The sequence below is a fragment of the Anaerovorax odorimutans DSM 5092 genome, assembly GCF_000426305.1.
GTDB classification, from domain to species: Bacteria; Bacillota; Clostridia; order Peptostreptococcales; family Anaerovoracaceae; genus Anaerovorax; species Anaerovorax odorimutans.
The window spans coordinates 21,885-42,538 of record NZ_AUFC01000008.1; the positions used below are offsets into that span (position 1 = coordinate 21,885).

Consider the following 20,654-nt stretch of genomic DNA (forward strand, 5'->3'; position numbering starts at 1 on the left):
ATTTTTCCCTTAAATTAATTTTTCATTATCTTTTTTATCATATCTTCATTTGTATCTAATTTTTTAATAAGCTTATCAATTTTACTTTTTATATTATTTTTAATCATTTCTGATTCTTTTACGGTTTTATCGAATTCCTCAATAAAAAATTCACTTTTAAAATCATACATACTGCACATAGCTTTCATATCTAGAGAATGCATAAAAGAATTTATCTTAGGATCGTAAGAAATGGCTATCATAGGCACCTCCATAATTGCAGCATGAATTAAAGCATGAAGTCTGACTCCTACCAAAACATCCATATTCCCAATTATACTAAGCATTTCTTCTGTAAGATATTTTTGTTTTATACAAATTACCATATCACCAAGCCTTAATTTAATTTCTTCCAAAACTGCCATATCTTCAGAAAAGTGAAATGGAATAAGAACTATCTGAGCATTATATTCTTCTACAAGCTTATTAATAGAAATACATATCTCATCTACAAAATTACTGTGAATTTTTTTCTCTCTTATGGCAAAGCCAACTGTTATTTTATTTTCATCTTCTGTATATCCAGCTTTTTCCAATATTTTTCTACCTATGGATAAATCTGCTTTTTTTATTCTTAGTACCGGATCTGCTGTTACAAAAATTTTATTTGAGTTAACACCGATTTCTATTAATAATTCTTTAGAAGCTTCATCTCTTACAACAATTCCGCTTACAGTTTTTAAAGTTTCAGCAGTTAATCTACGATTTATTTTGCTGATAATAGGACCTATCCCCTGACTGTAAATGAATATTTTTTTCCTAAATATCTTAGCAAGCCACATAATCATAAGATAGTATATAATACTTTTTTTACTTGTTGTATCTTGAAGCAGACTTCCACCTCCGCTTATAAGTAAATCACATTTTCTAACTGCCTTAATAATAGCTTTAAAAGACTTTCTATTCACAGATTTTACATTATATTTTTCTATTGTTGATTCAGGATTTTGAGATAACACAGTAATATCAATATCATCAAGCTTATCTCTTAAACTTGCTATTACAGCTGTTAATATGGATTCATCTCCAATATTATTAAATCCGTAATAGCCAGAAATAAGTATTTTATACATTTAGACAATCAGCCTTTCTATCTTTTTATATAACTTATAGATCAGTTCAAATACTATAATTGCTAAAACCCCTGCTATTATACCAAATGATAAAGAATATCCTGTTCTGACAAACCCTAAATAAAGCGGCGTTCTAATATGCATAAATGTATTTACTACACATGTCATTCCAATTACTGATGACAGTCCAAAAATAAACGGCCACAATTTAAAACCTCGTACTGATGTATAGACAAACATCATCACTGCAGGAAATGCAAATAGAAATTCTTTATTTCTAGGTCTTGCTAAAAGATGATCTTCCAAAGCATTTCTAAATATCATTTCCAGATTTGACACTTCAACAGAAGATTCATGACCTGTTCTATCAATGTAGTACCAACCTACACCTATAATAATAACTCCAAGTAATATCATCCAAATTTTGATATTAGTATTCAATATATCTTTTATGTCGTTAAATTCTAATTTACATAATGATTTCTTTTCTCCTTTGAAACCAAAATAAGCTAAATAAACTATTATGAAGAAAGCAATAGGTAATAGTTGAGCTAATTTCACACCTCTGAATATATCAATTTCAAGCATATAATTTATAGAAGAAATAGGAGCCGCTGTCATTATGGAACCTAACAGAGATATTATTACTCCTATAATTAATACACTTATGGCTAATGGTATAATTTTTGTAATTTTTTCATCTTTATTCAGCGTATCTTCGAATAATTTACTCTGCTTAGAAATAAATGAAACTGCCAAGCATGGGAAAATTACTGCTGCTGCAAAACTGCATAATAGCTTTAAATATGAAGGCATAAATAAAACTATACCTATAACAAACAAAATTCCCAATAGAAATAATACTAATTTTACTTTTCTGCCAACAGGTAAAATTCTTTGTATTAATAAAATAAATGCAGCTATACAACCAAGAGCCATAATAAGCTCTGCAAGTAAATTCACATGATAATTGTGCATAACAGATGCTTGTCCAAAATGAATATTATGCTGCTTTAGTCTTTTTTCCAAATTTGAAAACATTGTTTTGTATTCGTTGACATCCGTTACATAAACCTGCTGATCTTTATATTCTTTTATAGGTTTAAAATAAATTACTCTTATATTTCTTTCTACAATAGCTCTGAATAGAGTATTTTCAATTTCTTCAGCACCTTCATAACCATAATACTTGTATCTGTTTTGAATATAATCCCATACAGTGAATATTCTCACTGCATTGTAATTATTATTATACCTTACAATATCTTCAACACCATATTGTAAAATATTTTGACGCTGAGTAGTGTTTTCAATCAATCCTATTTTTATATTATTATCTTCTATATACTTTCTAGCAATATCATTTCCGTCATCGTTTCCGATCACAGCCTCACCGCCAACTATCATATATGGATATTTAAGATTTAGTTTATTATAATCATTTATAACAGCATTTGCATACTTTGTATCATTCCAACCTTTATAACTGGCAGTTCTTGGTATTATTTCCATACCGGTTTTATTTAAAATATCAACTTTTGACTGAAGCATCCCAAAATTTAAATAAAATAACCTTGAACTATATATCTCATTTATTTCTGCAGATTCTTTTTTCTTTGAATTTACTAATTTATATTTTTGTTTATATAAAGTTTCTTTAGGAGTTCCATCAAGAACTATATATCCACCATTTTCATTTGCTTCATAATAATATTTTTCAGATGAAAATCTGGATGTTATTGCATTTAATAAAAAATCATAATCTTGTTTTGATGCAGCTTCAATAAGTACATCATCCTTATCATATCCATGATCCTTCATTTTTTCTATTAAATTGCTTGGATAATTTTTCTCCCAATCAGCCTCCTGCATAATTTTATACATAATTTCCGCACTAACTTTAACATCTTTATTTTCGGTTAGAGTTATAAGATTTTCTTCTGACAATCCAACTTTTGTAATGCCCATATCCTTAAATTGATTAAACCACCAAGCAACATCATGTTCTGATTGATTTGCCATTTCTTCTATTTCACTATAATCTAAGACAATATCATATACTTTATTTTTGCTTTCTACGTTAAATCTTCCAATAAGTACTGAAACAGCAGCTATTATAGCTACAACAATAATAAGTAAAAGTATTTTATTTTCTTTAATAAATGTCTTCATCCCTTACTCCTTTTTCTAGTTTTTTATAAACACTATCCTACATTGTACCTTTTTTGCTCTTTTTAGTAAATATAAAAAAAAAGAATTTTAAATAAAAAATAACGCAATACATATTTAATTTAATTACTTATTATTTAAAACATTACTTTCTAAATTTACCTTATGCGTGAAAATGTTATTATACTAAAATAACCCGTTACGCAAAAGCGAAACGGGTCTTTATCTAATAATTATATTCTATTGTATTGTATAACTACCACGAACCATCACCCATATGTCCGTCGTTGCAGAAATACCTCTGCCATCATCTCTAGGCGTTAACAACAAATGATTTGGATAAACCCAATAACCTGTCATTAAATCCTTGCCATCACTTATATCAGAAACTCCATTGGCACCATTGTCAATAGCTTTTGCCTCTCCGCTTCTTAAAATAATTTCAGTTCCTTCTGATCCTATTAATTTTTGACCAGCTTTTACTTCAATAGCTTTAAAGGTCTCTGCTGTAGTATTATTACTTTTAAGTTCTGCAATTTGTGAATCGACATAACTCTTAGTAACTACAGGATCATCTTCTGAGCCTGGTGTTGTGCTCACTGCTCCTGCGACGATAGTGAGTGCTAACAATAAAATACCTGTAATCAATATTAATATAATTTTTTTCATTTGTTCCCCCTAAAACCTGATTCTACTATAAATTATTATTAATTCCTAAACTTATAGTAAGAGCTTCATTTACATCTTCAATAATATCTTCATCAACTTTTCCAATTTTTTCTCTTAATCTTTTTTTATCTATTGTTCTGAGCTGTTCCATAAGGACAACAGAATCTTTACTTAAACCATGACCTAAAGCTCCGATTTGAACATGAGTCGGTAGCTTAGCCTTATTTATCTGTGATGTGACTGCCGCTACAATAATAGTAGGACTATATTTATTTCCAATATCATTTTGCACTACAAGAACGGGCCTTACTCCACCCTGTTCTGATCCAACAACAGGACTTAAATCTGCAAAAAATATATCGCCTTTCTTTACTATCAAGTCATTCACTCTCCAATAAATTTTTTTCATATTTATTTAAATCTTCTAAATCCTGATGTAACCCTTCTTCAGAAAGACTACTATTCAAAATTCCCATTTCTTGATAACCATTTTTCATCACTTCTAAAAGTTCTGATTTAGGATATTCAATTATTTTCATTTGATTTGACATAAAAAACCACCTTTATAAATATTGTAACGTATCTAATATTAATTATATTGCTGACTTTATTCTGTGTCAAATGTCAAATCTTACATACTTCTTTAATCGCATAAGATATCATGTTAGCTATATCAGATGCAATTAATCCATACTCTCCAATTGATTCAGCAGCCATATCTCCTGCCATACCATGTAGAAATACGCCTACCTTTGCGGCAACTTCTGGGTCAAGACCTTGTCCCCCTAGGGCTGCAATAACGCCTGTTAAAACATCACCGCTACCCCCTGTTGCCATTCCTGGATTTCCTGTAATATTAATATATGTTTTTCCTTCCGGAGTTGCCACTACTGTGCCTGCCCCTTTAAGTACTGCAACCGCACCCGTTACCTCTGTAAGTTCAATAGCACTTGCTAGCCTGTCCTCATTAATTTTAACAGTACTCTTTCCTAAAAGCCTTGAAGCTTCACCCGGATGTGGTGTAATAATAAGTTTTGCTTTAGACTCCTTTAAAGTGCCTACAATATTCATCCTTGAAAAGATATTTAAACCATCTGCATCTAAAACAAAAACTCCCTTGTGCTCTTTTAAAATTGTTTTTATCAAATTTACATTTTTCTCATCATCCCCTAATCCCGGACCTGCTGCAACAGCATCATATTTAGCCAAATTATCTTTTAAGTTTTCTCTTGAGATACAAATAGCTTCTGGAATTCCAACCTGAACGATGGGAAATAATTCTTCATCTATAGCAACTGTAACAAGACCTGCACCTGCTCTTAGTGCGCCTCTTGCGCTTAGTATAGCTGCACCGGTCATACCTTTAGAACCTGCCATAATTAATACATGTCCCAAATTACCCTTATGTATCTCTTTTTTCCTTTTCTTAATAAAAGTATTAACAGATTCTTTTGTAATTAAACTATAATTTTCAAACCTTTTCATTTTTTCACCCTATTAATATGATCTTTTTATTTTAAAATTATTATACATACTTATTATTAACAATATATAACAGAAATTGCAAGGGGTAATATCCTTGCAATTTTATTTAAAAATAATTTTTTATTATACACCTAGAATTAATGTTGCCAAAGCAAAATATGTCACAACTGAAACCATGTCTGTAAGAGATGAGATCATTGGACTTGCCATAAGAGCAGGGTCAATACCCACTTTCTTTGCAGCCATAGGAAGCATACTTCCTATTATCTTTGCGGCCATAACAATTACAAGCATAGAACCACAAACAGTAAAACCAATCCAAATACTTTGATTATCAATCCAGTAAATTCTGGCAAAATTTAATAAACTTAAAGCTATTCCTATAAAAAAACTGACCCTTGCTTCTTTCCAAAGTACTTTGCCGAAATCTTTAAGTTCCACATCTCCTAATGCCATTCCGCGAATTACCAAAGTTGCAGACTGAGAACCTGAATTCCCCCCCGTTCCCATTAGCATAGGTAAATAAGCAACCAGGCTAATTACTTTTGATAATACTTCTTCAAAATTTGTTATAATACTTCCAGTTATAATATAGGAGCACATGAGGGCAAATAGCCACGGGATCCTGTTTTTCACATGTTTCCATACACTCATATCTAAATATTCTTTTGTGGAAGTTGCAACACCTGCCATTTTTTGAAAGTCTTCTGTCGTTTCTTCTTCAATAACATCTAAAATATCGTCTACTGTAATGATTCCCACAAGACGATCTTCCTTATCAACTACAGGAATGGCCAGAAAACCATACTTTTTGAACACTTCAGAAACTTCTTCTTGGTCATCCATAACATTTACACTAATAAAGTCTTCATGCATTAAGTCTTTAATACAAACATTATCATCTTCAATAACCAAAGTTCTTAAAGACACAATACCTATAAGCTTTCTTCCGCTGTCTTTTACATAACACGTATAAACTGTCTCACTGTCCATACCTTCAGACTTAATATACGCCATAGCTTCTCCAACAGTCATATCTTTTCTCAAGCTTATATAATCAGGTGTCATCAAACTTCCTGCACTTGTTTCAGGATAATTAAGGAAAGTATTTATCATTCTGCGTTCTTCTTTAGTAGATTTTTCTAAAATTTTATCTACTACATTAGCCGGCAGTTCTTCTAAAACATCAATCCTATCATCAAAATCAAGTTCATCTATGATATGTTTTATTTCCTTATCTGTAATGCCATTAATAATTGCCACCTGATCATCAGAAGGCAAATATGAAAAGACTTCAACTGAAACATCTTTTGGAAGAGTTCTAAATAAAATAATTGTTTTTTCAATACCAAGTTCTTCCAAAACTTCTTCTAAAATTTCAGCTATATCCACTTCATTGTTTTCAAGAAGTAAATCCCTTGCTTTTACATATCTTTTGTTTATTAATTCAATTTTTATATTTTCAAAAATATTTTCTAATGATTTTTCGTTCTCCATTGGCCTTGATTCCTCCTTTATGCTTTTATTTAGTGCAACGAATCATTCCCTACTTTGAACTATAATTAAAAAGGTTTTTAGATACTAGAAAATTTATAGTGAAAGTATGGATATAATTCAATTGTTTTTTGAGTTAACATATAACTCGGCCCATTGTCCATTTAAACTTTCACTCCTTTTCTCTTATATTTAGATTTTTATAGACTATGAAAATTGTTGGAAAAATTATGGTTAGTAAATTTACTAACCATAAAATTATACATTATCTTTTTAATATAATGCAAGTATTTTAAAAATAATTTATACTTCTAATACTGCACCTGTATTTGCAGATGTTACAAGTTTAGCATATCTTGCCAAATAACCGCTCTTAACTTTTGGCTCAGGCATTACAAATTCTGCCTCTCTTGATTTTATGTCTTCATCGGCAATATCAACAGAAAGAGTTCTTTCCGGTATATTTATATGGATTATATCGCCATCTTTAATCAATCTAATAAGGCCTCCATTCATTGCTTCAGGTGATATGTGTCCTATGGATGCACCTCTTGATGCTCCTGAAAATCTTCCGTCAGTTAATAATGCCACATCCTTGTCTAAACCCATTCCCGCTATAGATGAAGTAGGTGAAAGCATTTCTCTCATTCCTGGACCGCCCTTTGGACCTTCATATCTGATTACAATAACATCACCCTTTTTAATCTTTTTGCCCCAAATAGCATCGCAAGCCTCTTCTTCTGAATTAAAAACTACTGCCGGACCTGAATGGACAAGCATTTCTTCTGCTACTGCGGATTCTTTTACTACTGCTCCGTCAGGTGCCAGGTTTCCTCTTAAAATTGCAAGCCCTCCTCTGTTTCTGTACGGCTTTTCTATATGCATAATAATGCTGTAATCTTTAACTTTTGTATTGGCAATATTTTCACCTATTGTAAAACCTGTTACTGTAATACAATCTTTATTAATTAAATCCTTTTTAGTCATTTCGTTCATAAGTGCTGGAATTCCTCCGGCTCTGTGTAAGTCTTCTATATGATGAACTCCGCTTGGACTTAATTTTGCAATATAAGGTGTCTTTTCGCTGATTCTATCAAAAATAGATAAATCCAATTTTATACCGGCTTCATGGGCAATTGCAGGTAAATGAAGTACTGTATTTGTAGAACCTGCCATAGCCATATCTACAGAAATGGCATTTTCAAAAGCTTTATCAGTTAAAATATCTCTTGGTTTTATATCTTTTTGTACCAACTCCATAACCTTCATTCCAGCTATCTTTGCAAGTCTTACTCTTTCACCACTGTCACAAAGGGCCGTTCCATTATATGGAAGTCCCATTCCAAGTACTTCTGTCAAGCAATTCATACTGTTAGCTGTAAAAAGTCCTGAACACGATCCACATCCGGGACAGGCATTTTCTGCAACAACCTCAAGTTCTTCTTCAGTACAATCACCATTTTTAAACGAACCTACTTTTTCCATAATACTGTTAAAATCTAAAACGTTTCCATCAGCATAGCCGGCTCTCATAGCTCCACCACTAACAACTACCGAAGGAATATTTAGTCTTGCTGCAGCCATTAACATTCCTGGAACTATTTTATCACAGTTTGGAATAAGTACAAGACCATCAAGTTGATGACCCTTTGCCATTGCTTCTATAGAATCACAAATTAATTCTCTGCTTGCAAGTGGAAATTTCATTCCTTCATGTCCCATAGCTATACCATCACAAATTGCTATAGCTGGAAATTCAACAGGAGTTCCGCCTGACATTAAAACTCCAGTTCTAGCAGCATCTGCGATTCTATCTAAAAGCATATGCCCAGGTACAATTTCATTATGAGAATTTACAATACCTATAATCGGTCTATCTATTTCCTCACGAGTATATCCCATTCCATAAAAAAGCGTACGTACAGGCGCACCGGAAGGACCACTCTTAATATTCTTGCTATTCATACAAAAACCTCCATATTTAATTAATTTATTTATCAATCGTATATTTACCTCATTTAACAAAGGAAATTATAAGTTAATTAATTATTATACCTTAAAACTTATAATTAGTCAAAATATGAAGGAAACTCTCGAAAATAAAATTATACGAAAATTAAGCTTTGACACATTTTATAAACAATCTTCTGCTATTTTAGCTAATGGACTGCGTTCAACTTCTTCAAGTGAAATATGTCCTGTTATATCATATGATTTCATTTTCTCTATAACATAAACTAGTCCATTTGATTTTGAATCTACAAGAGTATTATCTATTTGGTTATCTGACGGGTCTCCTATCATTACAAATTTTGCATTTTCACCTGCTCTTGTAAGCATTAGCTTTGCAAGATGAGGAGTCATTTCTTGTGCCTCATCAAGAATAACTATGGAATTTGATAAAGTTCTTCCTCTCATAAAAGAAAAAGTTTTCATTTCAATTATTCCTGCATCTTTATATTGGTCAAGAAATCCTTGCACAGAAAACACAGGCTTTTCGTTATATTCACTTCTTTTTCTCATATTATCATTTTTACAACAATATTTTTTGTTCCGTTCACTCATTAAACTTTCAACAGCATCTCCAAATGAATCCATAAATGGTTTTAATTTAGCAGCTTCTTTCCCCGGTAAATATCCAATAGATTCACCTGCTGAAATCACAGGCTTTACCAAAATAATCTTATCATACACATTATTTTCTATAACCTTTTGGAAAGCAGTGGCAACTGATAGTATAGATTTTCCTGTACCTGCTCCTCCACTTATTGTTACCAATTGTATATCTTCATCCATAAGAAGTTCAAAAGCCATTCTTTGTTCTCTGTTTTTTGGAGTAAGACCCCATGCTTTATCCGATGCATATTTTAACGGTACAATTTTTTTACCGTCATATTTTGCAATAGTTTCATGTGAATTATTATCATTACTTTTGATGGACAAAAATTCATTTGGATATAATGCCAATTCTGTTTCTGCATCTAACTCAAGTCCACCTTGGTATATCTCATCTATTTTTAAGGATGGTAAATATATTTCTTTATAACCTTTGTATATTTGATCAACATCTATTTTATCATTTTGATAATCCTGAACTTCTAAGTTCATTGACTCCGCTTTTATAGCAACACAGAGATCTTTGGTTACTAAAATTGTATTTACATCTTTTGATTCATTTTTAAGATTAATAGCAATTGTTAATATTTTGTTATCATTTTTATTCAAATCTACTGCATTGGGAATATCCATAGGATCCATGTGATTTAATTCAACCCTCAGAGTTCCGCCACTTGGCAACTTAACCCCAGTATGAATATTACCATACTGCCTTACATTATTAATTTCTCTGATAGCTTCTCTTGCTTGATATCCCAAAACACCTTCCTTTTTCTTTAAATTATCTAATTCTTCCAAACATATTAATGGAATTATTATATTATTATCTTCAAATGTATAAATACATCCCGGATAATGAATTAATACATTTGTATCTAAAATATAATTCTTTATCAACTATAGCTCCTCCTTTTATGAGTTGAAAAGTATAAATAAAAATCAGGATTTTGCATGGCATATAATATTATACTAATCTTGTTTATGCCAATTTTATCTTTTTAAACTCAAATAAAATTTAATACAAATAATATAAAAATAGCGTTATAAGCTACTAATTAATTAAATAGTTATAACGCTACTTTAAATTCATCGTTCTGTTCTGCGTAATCTTTTATTAATTTATCTATTTGAAACCAATGTCTTACACGTGTTACATTAGAAGGCAGCATACCTTTGTTATAATTACAGTCAATTAGTAAAACTTCAAATCCTGCATGTGCTAACTGTAATGCATTTTCATACCTGTCTTCGATAAATAAGTCACAATCTAAATCTACTGCTTTTCGCACTTTATTATGACTTCCAAGTAAATGTATGCCATGCATAGGTAATTGATTTCGGGTCAACCATTCTAAGCTAACATATCTCATACGTTCTTCTCTTGCAGTAACAAAATATATATTGTGTAAATCGTACAGCTTATTTATAATCTCTTTAACTCCAACTCTTATTTTAGCCTCTTTGTGTAACAACTCTCCGTAAATTTCATAAAACTCATTATAAACATTTTCTTTAACACCTAAAAGCTTATGAATCTCATAAAACTTTACATCCTTTGGTTCTATATTTGTATTGAAATATTCATTTACTCTTGGAATCCAATAATATGGTTCTGTAACGGTTCCATCAATATCAATACATAAATTCAACTTTCTCATTAAATACACCTCCTCTTATTCTGTTATATTTTCATTATAACGAATTTAAAAAAATTATCTTTAAAAAGAGGTAAAGTGTATGTAAAGTGTATATTTAAGCATATCAATATTTTACATAAATTTAACATTAAATTTCTTGTTTTTAATTTAAAAATATTTATATTATATATGGGATAATAGAATTAACAAAAAATGGAGGTCATTTATGACTAAAGACAAAAGAGAATCTTTAGAATATATAATTAAAAAAAAACAAATTAAAACTGTTTTTCAGCCAATTATCTCTATTAGAGATGGCAGTGTTCTCGGACATGAAGCATTAAGCAGAATAACTTGTGAAAGTGAAATAAAAAACCCAGATATTCTATTTACATATGCAATAGAATATAACAAACTTTGGGATTTAGAGCAGCTTTGCAGAATCAGAGCCCTTGAAGCTGCCTTTAAATTTATGATACCGCCATATAATAAAAAACTTTTTCTTAACGTAAATCCCAACATAATGTATGCTGAAAATTTTATAAAAGGATTCACAAAGTCATATTTAGAGCAATATAATATTTCTCCCAGTAATATTATATTTGAAATAACAGAAAGAAACGTAATTAATAATATGTCTGGATTCAGAGCATCTATTGAACATTATAAAAACCAGAATTATAAAATTGCCATTGATGATGCAGGCGCTGGATATTCAGGTCTGAATCTCATAAGCGATATTAATCCAAATTATATAAAGCTTGATATGAATTTAATAAGAGATATTGATTCTGATAATTTAAAATTTGCCCTTGTAAAGGGAATGGTTGAATTTTCCAAAGTATCAAATACACAGTTAATCGCAGAAGGTATAGAAACATATAAAGAAATGGAAACTTTAATAAATTTAGGAGTTCAATATGGACAAGGATATTATATTCAAAAACCTGATACAGAAATTTTAAAAATTAATAAAGAAATTTTAGAAATAATTAAAAATTTAAACATTAAAAAAAATCAGTCAAAGCATAGTTTAATATCTAATATTTACATAGGAAATCTATGTAATAAAATAGAAATTATCTCTTCTAAAACAACCATCCCCCATGTTTATGAAATCTTTAAAAAAGATTCAAAGTGTTATGGTTTATGTATTGTAGAAAATGAAATGCCTATAGGTATTATTACTAAAGAAAAGCTAACATTAAAATTAAGTGGTTATTATGGTTTTTCTTTATATCAAAATAAGGGAATTTCTAAAATAATGGATAGGAATTTTTTATCTGTTGACTATAAAACTCCTGTTAATATGGTATCTTCTATGGCCATGTCGAGACCTGATAATAATCTTTATGATTTTATTGTCGTTACTAAAGATAATAAATATATTGGAGTTGTAACAATTAAAGATTTACTGCAAAAAACTACAGAAATAGAAATTTCAACTGCAAAACATCAAAATCCACTAACTGGCCTTCCTGGAAATATAATTATTGAACAAAAACTTGAGCAATGTTTATGTAACAATACAAACTATAGCATTGCATATCTTGATATTGACAATTTTAAAGCATACAATGACGTATATGGTTTTGAAAACGGTGATCTTATTATAAAATTATTATCAGATACTTTAAAACAATTTGTTCCTCAGAATCAGTTTATAGGTCATATTGGCGGAGATGATTTTATTGTTATATTAGATTATATTGTAACTGACGAATTTTTTAAAAAAATTAAAAATATGTTTGAATCAGAAGTATTAGAATATTATAATGAAAGCGATATTCAAAAAGGATATATTACTTCCATTAATAGACATAGTGAAATTGAAAACTATCCTCTTATAACAGTTACTTGTGTTTATCTAGACAATAAATCTCAATCATATAAAAATGTTCTAGAGCTTACTCAAACACTTGCAAAATTAAAAAAAGCTGCTAAACAGCATTAATAAAATATAAATACCTTTTAGATAAATTTAATTTTATCTATCAAGGTATTTATATTAATTCTTCTAAAAAACTTTATTATATTTTCTTAATACTTACTATCAGAAAGCTCCTCATTTATAACATCTAAATTTAACTCACTATCTTGTTTATTGTTAATTATACTGTTAGAATTTTTAAATTTAAATTCTCCTACCATTTGTTTAAGCATTAGTGCCTGACCTGACAATTCTTCACTTGCTGCTGCGCTTTCCTCAGCAGTAGCTGAATTAGTTTGAACAACAGCTGAAATCTGATCAACACCCTGAGTAACCTGCGAAATAGCTACAGCTTGTGAACTAGATGCATTGGCAATCTCATTAATAAGTACAATTACTTTTTCAGCACCATCCACAACTGTCAGCATAGACTGCGCAGTTTCACTGGCAATCTTTGTACCATTTTCCACTGCAGTTACTGTTTCTTCAATCAATACTGTAGTGTTGCGCGCGGCTTCAGCTGATTTACTTGCAAGATTACGAACTTCTTCAGCAACAACAGCAAAACCCTTACCTGCTGTTCCGGCCCTTGCAGCTTCAACAGCTGCATTTAATGCAAGAATATTTGTTTGAAAAGCAATATCATCTATAGTTCTAATAATTCTTCCTATTTCATTTGATTTATTGCTGATTTCTGATATAGCGACAATCATCTCATCCATTTGTTTATTACTTTCATTTATTTTATTACCTGACTGGGCAGTAGCTTCTGCCGCATTCTTAGCATTTTCTGCATTCTGCTGAACCTGCTCTGAAATTTCTGTAATTGTTGCAGATAATTCCTCCAAAGAACTTGCTTGCTCTGTAGCCCCTTGACTCAATGCTTGAGCACCTGCAGAAACTTGCTCTGAACCAATAGAAACCTGATCTGAGGAAGTATTAATATCACCCATAACATTATTTAAATTACCTATAATGTTCTTCATAGATTTTTCGATCTCAGCCAAATCTCCCACATAATGAGCTGACGTTTCCACATCCAAATTTTTGTTGGCAATGTTATTAAGAACATGAGAAATATCTTGTATAATGGTTTTCAGTATCCTTACAGTATTGTCAAAAGTATTGGTTAATACACCAATTTCATCTTTAGAGTCTGAATTTAAATGTATATCAAAATTACCATTTGAAATTTCTTTTGCCGCCATTACTACAGTTTGTATCGGATTAAGCATTTTTTTAAGTATTATAAGAGTTGCAATTACAATAACTATAAGAGCCAGAATAGATATAATAATAAGCCAAATGGTTGTCTTAGTTGCAGCTTTATTCATATCCTTACTGTCCACTGCAGTTAATGTCCACCAATTAGAATTTCCTGCCTCTATTGGATTATAAAAGCATGTAACTTTTTTACCATCAGCAACAGTTGTTTCCCTTGCAAATTTCTCACCTTTTTCAAAAGAACTTGTTACTTGATCTAGTTCGCCTTTATCAGCATAAACAGAAGACATATTCTTTCCTACATTGCCAAAATCATTGCTGTCATATATAATCATGCCCCTATCATTAAATAATTTAGCATACATACTTGGATATTCTTCATTTGTTGAATCCAATTTAGAAAAATTCTCTAAATTAAAATCAGCAACAATAATACCTTTTACTTCATTATTATGTATTATGGGTGTTGCAACTGATATAATCATTTGTCCATCGTATTCAAACGGATCTGTAAAAATCATATCCTTTTCTTCCACAGCCATTTTATAATAATCCTCTTTTGAATATTGAGAATATACATCAAATGGTTTAACTACACCATCACTGTCCGTCTTAGATATAAAAAAGGCATAACTTTCAATATTTTTATCAAATTTATAAGGTTCAAACATTACTCCCATACCATTAATCCCGGGATTATTTACAGCTATATTTCTAGCCGTTGCAGTAATATACTTTTCTGTATCATAATTTACAGAATTTATTGGTATATTATAAACAGAACTGGCACTTTCACCTAATTCTTGTCCTGATGCCTGCATTTCTTCCAATAAATTATATTGTTTCTCAAGATAAGTTGATATATCCAATGTAGCAGATTCTGTAGTATCTATTGTTTGTTGAACCTGTAAACCATTAGATTTAGACATACTGTTAAATTCTCCTGATATACTTTTTTCCATGTTTTTCCCAGTATATGTAATGCTAAATCCTATTAATATTATAAAAATTATTATTAATAAAGATGATATTAGTATTGCTGTTTTTGTAGCCAGTTTCATATTTTTTAATAATTTCATATATATTCCTTTCTTTCCCTTAAACAATTACCTTTTTACACACTATTTTATACAGATAATTATTTAACACACATTAAAAACGATTGTAAATATAATATCTAATACCTTCTAAACCCTTCCCTTTTATTAATATTAAAAAGATTCTTGGCCTCCCTTTCCGTATTAATTTGCTCTTTTTTATTTATTTTTTTGTTATGACATATATCGACATTTTTCTTATAATTCTTAATATCTTTTTATAATTTATTTTTATTTATATATCCATGTGTAATGACAAGTATCAAGACATATATCATATATACATTATAATAGTCGACTTATATTCAGGTTTCTTAACGTTTTTGCTCACTCCAATTATTTCCAAAATTTATCATTAAACCTATATATATAAATTTTTTAATAATTGTAATAATACGAATTTTTAGAATACAAGTGCATTTATCTGAATTTTATGTTAAACTATAAATATAAAAATTTTTTAAGTTACAGGAGAATATTGGAGGTCTTTTATTTATGAGTAGAAATAAATCTGTTTTACTTATATTAATTGCTGTTATCGTTTATTTATTACTCCCTAACACTCCTACTGGAATTTACGGGAAAACGATAATTTTAAGGATTGCTGCTTTTACGCTGTTTTTTATGCTTATATATTCAGTTATTACTTTAAATATTTTAAAAAAAGCACTTAACAGATTAATAGAAAATATTACAGACGAAAATGTATCATCTGCTGTAAATCTTTTAAGAATTACTTTCGATGTAAAAAGAATGTTTGGATCAGAAACTTTAAAATCTATTTATAATCAAGTAAATCACTCTAAAAATATTACTTCTAAATCAAAACAAGATATGTATGAAGCAATCAGAAGAAAAAAAATAGATATACCTCTACCTGCAAAAGGTAAATAAATAAGATTGCTTATAAAAAACTCTGATAATAAACTAATAGCCCTTATAACTTATCATCATGATGACTATCAGTTTATTAAAAATATGCTAAAATTGTATTTTTTTATTTAATTAATAGGGAAAGTCACTCTCCAATTTCCCTCAGTTAATAAATTACTTGTAACAAATGTTCCGTAAAGAGAATATTTGTCGATTTCTAACGGTGAAACATCAAAAACATGCTCATTGTAATCTACTCTTTCACCATTATTTGTATTTTCTATAAAATTAAAGCTATAAGCACTTTCAATAATATTTTCATTTTCATCTCTTAAATAAAAATATCCATGATTATCATTATTTAAAGCATCAATAACTGATGTTTGAACATGAAGCATATTATTTACAAATCCAATACCTGTAAAATCAATTCCCTTAACAGGAAAATCCATAGAAGCAGAAGAAACAATTGCATTATTTGTTTCTGTATTACTGCCAACATACTCACCATATTTTTCACCACCACCACCTATTAATGAAACTTCCTTAGAATTACTTTCTTTAATATCTGATAAATCCATCCTAACTGGAATATGGTTATATTCGTGTTTACCGCTGATAAACTTATTAACAGAAAAAGTTATTTTATTACCGGTAATTCTTTTATTATCACATTCTGTTATTGAAATGAGAAAAGTGGCTGTTTTAGAAGCTTCATCAAATCCTACTTTCTTGCAAGTTGCCATAGTGTCAAAGGGACAATGAATATAATAACTATCAAAAAGATCTGTAGTCTCATCCACACGATTTTCTCTTAAATCTTGCAATGCTATATAAATTTCAGCAGTGCTATCATGAATATACGTGGATATAACTTCCATTTTTATTCCATTATCTTCACAGGATTCTTGTACAGGCATAAAAAACTGTGCACTCATTGGAGAGATTTGATAAATTAATTCATAAAATGCAGGTACATTATATGCAATTATAGGCGTTGTTGTAAAAGAACAAATAATAAGAACTATAAAAATTATAATCGGTTTAGAAAAAATCATTTTTAATTTACTTCTCTTACATTGATATTTATATTTTGATTTAATTTTATTTATAATTTGATTTCCAGGATAAATTTCTTCATTCATACTATAATACTTATCTTTAAACATCATAATCCTCCTTTAAAATTTCTTTAAGCTTATATCTTGCACGAGTAAGCTGTGTTCTAATTGTAGATGGTTTTTTCTTTAATGTTTTACTTATCTCCTCAATACTTAAATCTTCATAATAAAACAAATGTATTACAGTTCTATATTTTATTGGTAATTTTTTTAATTCATAATGTAGATTATTTGTCTCTGCCATTTCAAATTTAATATTATCTTCTAAAGGTACCATTTTTTTCATCCACGCTGATGACCACATTTTCTTGCAACAATTTGCAGTAACACGAATAAACCAAGCTTTTCTATGCTCTTCTGTTTCAAATATGGGCTTTTTTCTTATATACCTAAAAAATACTTCTTGAAAAATGTCATCCGCATTGCTTTTATCTCTTGTATATGAAAAAGCTATTCTATATACCATATTTGCATATACATTAATAACATCTTCTAAGCAATCATTAAAAGTAAATGATTGTTTATCCATAACTTAAAACCACCTCCTTCACAATATCCATAATTCAAAAGCCACCTTCTTTACTCTAAATACCCTTCAGCTGTTTAAAAAGCTACAAATTTTTTTACTTTTTAATAAATTTATTAAATATCTTCTATTATAAAAAAGATGAAGAATACTTTCTTTGAATCTGCCGTTTTTTGAATAGCTATCTTACACAATAAAAAATGCCCCCATACATAGGCGGCTAATTAATTTAATAAATCATATTATGTTTCTAACTTTAGCAGCATTGCTATATTAATCATTATACCAGATATATTACAAACCAAAAAAGATATTGACCCATAAGTGAATCAATATCTTTTTTGGTTAGTATTAAGTGAGAAAAATGCTTAACATTCAAGAATAGAAATGTTTCCATCCATGGAGTCTGCCATTATAAAATAATCTTTATCTTCATCATCTTTACAATGAACTATATAAAACAATTTATGAAAATAATCAATACTATCCACTGAAACAATGGGTGTTTGTAAGATTTTCATTTTGCCTATAAAGATTCTAACTACATAATCATGCCCTATACCATCTAAATCATCTTTATCCACCTGTGGTGGAACTGCCATTACTTCATCTATTTCGATTTCTTTAAAAGTAGGTTTACCTTTACCTATTGCAGGTCTTGCACAAACTAAATCTATATTACACATCATTTGCCTGTTAAATTTTGACATCATACCTTTTTTAAGTTTAACAGAGTAAATCATCATCGCATAAGGATAATATAATTTATCCACTTTTTCAATTCTGATATTCTCATCCCTAGTATTTAACATACCTACAATCTGTTCTTCCGAAAAAGTGCGGGAAATGGTTTTTATTAACATGATAAGCTAAAGCCTCTTTCTTTCATGTATTCTGTAGATAAAATATAATTTGATACGGCTCTTCCTTCAGAAACTAAAGTCTTACAATTAGCTTTTTCAATTTTTGGAGATATCTTAGCATATTTGCCGGAAGCTTTATCAATTAACGCTATCATTTCTGTTGTAGTTTTCTGCCCAAATTGACTTCCGATATACATAGCTACTATGCCTGCAACCGCACCTGAGAAGAAAGCAGAATCTCCATATCCCATAGCCGTCATAACAAAGTTTGTTCCACCGCCGAAGATCATTGCTGCACAAGCGCCTGTAGCATTGGCTTTTTTCCACCAAATAGCGCAGAAATAACAAGGCATAAAAGAACAAGCCATAACTCCAAATGCAAAGATTACCAATTTGAATATTCCAGGAGGATTAGCTATCGCTATAATAATCCCTACTACACCTACTGCAAATATCATAATTCTTGACATTACTACAATCTGTTTGTCAGTGGCATCTGGCTTTAACCATCTCTTATAAAGATCTATTGAAAGAACTGTACCTGTTAACAGTAAAAGTGCTGCAACGGTACTCATAATAGCTGACATTATAGCTGTTAATACGACAGCAGCAATAACACCAGGGAACATCATGAATGCCAATTCAGGAATAACCAGTTCAGGATCTTTAATATTAGGTAGTAAAATAATTCCGCATAAACCTAATAAATATGGAGAAAAGATAAATAGTTGATTCCAAACTGTTGCATAAATCAATGTAGTTTTTGCTGCAGATGGGCTTTCCATGGCCATATGCTTAATAACTACATGAGGGAGACCAACATAACCTATTAAATAAATCAATACAGCTCCTGCAATAACACTCCATGCCCCTTGATATTGTAAATCTTTGCCCCATACGCTAAGATAGGTAGGGTCTATAGCTGCAAGTTTTAAATTGAGAGCTGTTAATCCTCCAATTTTTGAAATAGAAAGAACTAATACACCAATTACCGCAGATACCATTATAATACCTTGGATAACATCTGTCCAAGCTACTGCGAAATAGCCTCCCACAAATGTATAGAATAAAATAACGCCTACACCAACTATTAATGATGGTGCTATTGGAAAATTAAATAATATTGAAATTGTCTTTCCTGCTGCTAAAAATTGTGCAAGAATGTATCCACTTAAACCAAAGATACAAATAACTGATGCAATTACTTTAACAGGCTTTGCATTATTATAACGTTTTTCCAAATATTCGATCGGCGAAATACAATCAAGCAACTGAGAAAGTCTTCTCATTCTTCTTCCCATAACAGCAATATTTACTATACCACCGCCTGCATCACCTACTGCATAGAAAAGTGCAAACCAACCTATTGCATAAGCTAGAGATGGACCACCCATAAACATGTATCCGCTCATTGCAGTAGTTTGAAGAGTAAGAGCAGTAATAAAAGGGCCCATGGATCTTCCTCCTAATAAGAAGTCCTCCGATTTTTTAGCTCGTCTCTGCCAATAAAGTCCAATCCCAATCATTCCAATAAAGTAGCAAATCAATACTATAATTTCAATACGCATTAGTGACCTGCACCTCCTTTAGTAAATTTACTGTCGTCGGTCATCGCATCCTGCTTCGCCATTCTAAAATAAATAATAATAGCTACAGTCATAAAAATTACAGGCCAGCTTAAAAATGCTAAAAAAGAGATAATAGGCATTCCAAATATTGTCATTTTTTTCTCCTTTCTTTAAGTATTTGCTTAACATTAAATAAATCAATATCAAATTATGATAATATTAAAAGAATTCTGAATATTTTGCAATATATTTGATTAATATTTTAGCTTT

At 30.1% G+C, this 20,654-nt stretch carries 18 protein-coding genes; 2 read left to right on the forward strand and 16 right to left on the reverse strand.

Going from position 1 to position 20,654, the window contains the following annotated elements; translation table 11 throughout:
• Positions 1-14: 14 nt before the first annotated feature.
• The 10 genes from csaB to K292_RS0104290 form a co-directional block, all read right to left on the reverse strand.
• Entirely contained in the window at positions 15-1,112 is a 1,098-nt protein-coding gene (gene csaB / locus K292_RS0104245) for a polysaccharide pyruvyl transferase CsaB (RefSeq protein WP_027398790.1), read from the reverse strand.
• Positions 1,113-3,284 (reverse strand): DUF5693 family protein, encoded by a 2,172-nt coding sequence (locus K292_RS0104250; RefSeq protein WP_027398791.1) that lies wholly within the window; start codon positions 3,282-3,284, stop codon positions 1,113-1,115.
• Between the two features lie 237 nt (positions 3,285-3,521).
• Entirely contained in the window at positions 3,522-3,950 is a 429-nt protein-coding gene (locus tag K292_RS0104255) for a hypothetical protein (protein WP_027398792.1), read from the reverse strand.
• Between the two features lie 25 nt (positions 3,951-3,975).
• Positions 3,976-4,359, reverse strand: a complete 384-nt coding sequence (locus K292_RS0104260; protein WP_456318587.1) for a type II toxin-antitoxin system PemK/MazF family toxin — start codon at positions 4,357-4,359, stop codon at positions 3,976-3,978.
• The gene (locus tag K292_RS18470; RefSeq protein ID WP_156900468.1) at positions 4,331-4,501 is read right to left on the reverse strand and encodes a hypothetical protein; all 171 of its coding nucleotides are present in this window, start codon (positions 4,499-4,501) and stop codon (positions 4,331-4,333) included. Before K292_RS18470 ends, K292_RS0104260 begins: the two co-directional genes overlap by 29 nt.
• 73 nt (positions 4,502-4,574) lie before the next feature.
• Entirely contained in the window at positions 4,575-5,435 is an 861-nt protein-coding gene (locus tag K292_RS15950; protein ID WP_037372483.1) for an NAD(P)H-hydrate dehydratase, read from the reverse strand.
• 123 nt (positions 5,436-5,558) lie between these two features.
• Complete coding sequence (gene mgtE, locus K292_RS0104275) at positions 5,559-6,932, reverse strand: magnesium transporter (RefSeq protein WP_051280301.1); 1,374 nt, start codon at positions 6,930-6,932, stop codon at positions 5,559-5,561.
• A gap of 300 nt (positions 6,933-7,232) precedes the next feature.
• Entirely contained in the window at positions 7,233-8,894 is a 1,662-nt protein-coding gene (ilvD, locus tag K292_RS0104280) for a dihydroxy-acid dehydratase (protein ID WP_027398795.1), read from the reverse strand.
• A gap of 168 nt (positions 8,895-9,062) precedes the next feature.
• A complete protein-coding gene (locus K292_RS0104285; RefSeq protein WP_027398796.1) occupies positions 9,063-10,442 on the reverse strand; it encodes a PhoH family protein in 1,380 nt (459 codons plus the stop codon).
• A gap of 170 nt (positions 10,443-10,612) precedes the next feature.
• The gene (locus tag K292_RS0104290) at positions 10,613-11,203 is read right to left on the reverse strand and encodes a nucleotidase (protein ID WP_027398797.1); all 591 of its coding nucleotides are present in this window, start codon (positions 11,201-11,203) and stop codon (positions 10,613-10,615) included.
• Positions 11,204-11,408: 205 nt separating this feature from the next.
• Between K292_RS0104290 and K292_RS0104295 the strand changes: the two genes are divergently transcribed.
• On the forward strand, positions 11,409-13,136 hold the full coding sequence (locus K292_RS0104295; protein ID WP_027398798.1) for a GGDEF domain-containing protein: 1,728 nt from the start codon (positions 11,409-11,411) through the stop codon (positions 13,134-13,136).
• 86 nt (positions 13,137-13,222) lie between these two features.
• On the opposite strand, the gene K292_RS15955 is transcribed toward K292_RS0104295, so the two are convergent.
• Positions 13,223-15,415, reverse strand: coding sequence for a methyl-accepting chemotaxis protein (locus tag K292_RS15955; protein ID WP_051280304.1), 2,193 nt, complete (start codon positions 15,413-15,415; stop codon positions 13,223-13,225).
• Between the two features lie 513 nt (positions 15,416-15,928).
• Between K292_RS15955 and K292_RS0104305 the strand changes: the two genes are divergently transcribed.
• Positions 15,929-16,327: a hypothetical protein gene (locus tag K292_RS0104305; protein ID WP_027398799.1), complete on the forward strand. Its 399-nt coding sequence runs from the start codon at positions 15,929-15,931 to the stop codon at positions 16,325-16,327.
• 107 nt (positions 16,328-16,434) lie between these two features.
• Here the strand turns inward: K292_RS0104305 and K292_RS0104310 are convergent, their stop codons facing one another.
• The 5 genes from K292_RS0104310 to K292_RS18475 form a co-directional block, all read right to left on the reverse strand.
• Positions 16,435-17,475 carry a hypothetical protein gene (locus tag K292_RS0104310; RefSeq protein ID WP_027398800.1) on the reverse strand — a complete coding sequence of 347 codons (1,041 nt, stop codon included), beginning with the start codon at positions 17,473-17,475 and terminating at the stop codon, positions 16,435-16,437.
• On the reverse strand, positions 17,468-17,956 hold the full coding sequence (locus K292_RS0104315; protein ID WP_027398801.1) for an RNA polymerase sigma factor: 489 nt from the start codon (positions 17,954-17,956) through the stop codon (positions 17,468-17,470). Before K292_RS0104315 ends, K292_RS0104310 begins: the two co-directional genes overlap by 8 nt.
• Positions 17,957-18,321: 365 nt before the next feature.
• Positions 18,322-18,816 (reverse strand): hypothetical protein, encoded by a 495-nt coding sequence (locus tag K292_RS0104320; RefSeq protein ID WP_027398802.1) that lies wholly within the window; start codon positions 18,814-18,816, stop codon positions 18,322-18,324.
• On the reverse strand, positions 18,810-20,384 hold the full coding sequence (locus K292_RS0104325; protein ID WP_027398803.1) for a sodium/proline symporter: 1,575 nt from the start codon (positions 20,382-20,384) through the stop codon (positions 18,810-18,812). The genes K292_RS0104320 and K292_RS0104325 overlap by 7 nt, the downstream gene beginning before the upstream one ends.
• Positions 20,384-20,539 (reverse strand): hypothetical protein, encoded by a 156-nt coding sequence (locus K292_RS18475; protein WP_156900469.1) that lies wholly within the window; start codon positions 20,537-20,539, stop codon positions 20,384-20,386. Before K292_RS18475 ends, K292_RS0104325 begins: the two co-directional genes overlap by 1 nt.
• Positions 20,540-20,654: the final 115 nt, after the last annotated feature.

Excerpts from the sequence above, each read along its gene's own strand:
- K292_RS15950 (WP_037372483.1), bottom strand. The coding sequence starts at position 5,435 with ATGAAAAGGTTTGAAAATTATAGTTTAATTACAAAAGAATCTGTTAAT.
- K292_RS0104295 (WP_027398798.1), top strand. The coding sequence starts at position 11,409 with ATGACTAAAGACAAAAGAGAATCTTTAGAATATATAATTAAAAAAAAA.
- K292_RS0104310 (WP_027398800.1), bottom strand. The coding sequence starts at position 17,475 with ATGTTTAAAGATAAGTATTATAGTATGAATGAAGAAATTTATCCTGGA.
- K292_RS18475 (WP_156900469.1), bottom strand. The coding sequence starts at position 20,539 with ATGACAATATTTGGAATGCCTATTATCTCTTTTTTAGCATTTTTAAGC.
- K292_RS0104305 (WP_027398799.1), top strand. The coding sequence starts at position 15,929 with ATGAGTAGAAATAAATCTGTTTTACTTATATTAATTGCTGTTATCGTT.
- ilvD (WP_027398795.1), bottom strand. The coding sequence starts at position 8,894 with ATGAATAGCAAGAATATTAAGAGTGGTCCTTCCGGTGCGCCTGTACGT.
- K292_RS0104260 (WP_456318587.1), bottom strand. The coding sequence starts at position 4,359 with ATGAAAAAAATTTATTGGAGAGTGAATGACTTGATAGTAAAGAAAGGC.
- K292_RS0104250 (WP_027398791.1), bottom strand. The coding sequence starts at position 3,284 with ATGAAGACATTTATTAAAGAAAATAAAATACTTTTACTTATTATTGTT.
- K292_RS0104290 (WP_027398797.1), bottom strand. The coding sequence starts at position 11,203 with ATGAGAAAGTTGAATTTATGTATTGATATTGATGGAACCGTTACAGAA.
- csaB (WP_027398790.1), bottom strand. The coding sequence starts at position 1,112 with ATGTATAAAATACTTATTTCTGGCTATTACGGATTTAATAATATTGGA.
- K292_RS0104315 (WP_027398801.1), bottom strand. The coding sequence starts at position 17,956 with ATGGATAAACAATCATTTACTTTTAATGATTGCTTAGAAGATGTTATT.
- mgtE (WP_051280301.1), bottom strand. The coding sequence starts at position 6,932 with ATGGAGAACGAAAAATCATTAGAAAATATTTTTGAAAATATAAAAATT.
- K292_RS0104325 (WP_027398803.1), bottom strand. The coding sequence starts at position 20,384 with ATGCGTATTGAAATTATAGTATTGATTTGCTACTTTATTGGAATGATT.
- K292_RS15955 (WP_051280304.1), bottom strand. The coding sequence starts at position 15,415 with ATGAAATTATTAAAAAATATGAAACTGGCTACAAAAACAGCAATACTA.
- K292_RS18470 (WP_156900468.1), bottom strand. The coding sequence starts at position 4,501 with ATGTCAAATCAAATGAAAATAATTGAATATCCTAAATCAGAACTTTTA.
- K292_RS0104255 (WP_027398792.1), bottom strand. The coding sequence starts at position 3,950 with ATGAAAAAAATTATATTAATATTGATTACAGGTATTTTATTGTTAGCA.
- K292_RS0104320 (WP_027398802.1), bottom strand. The coding sequence starts at position 18,816 with ATGTTAATAAAAACCATTTCCCGCACTTTTTCGGAAGAACAGATTGTA.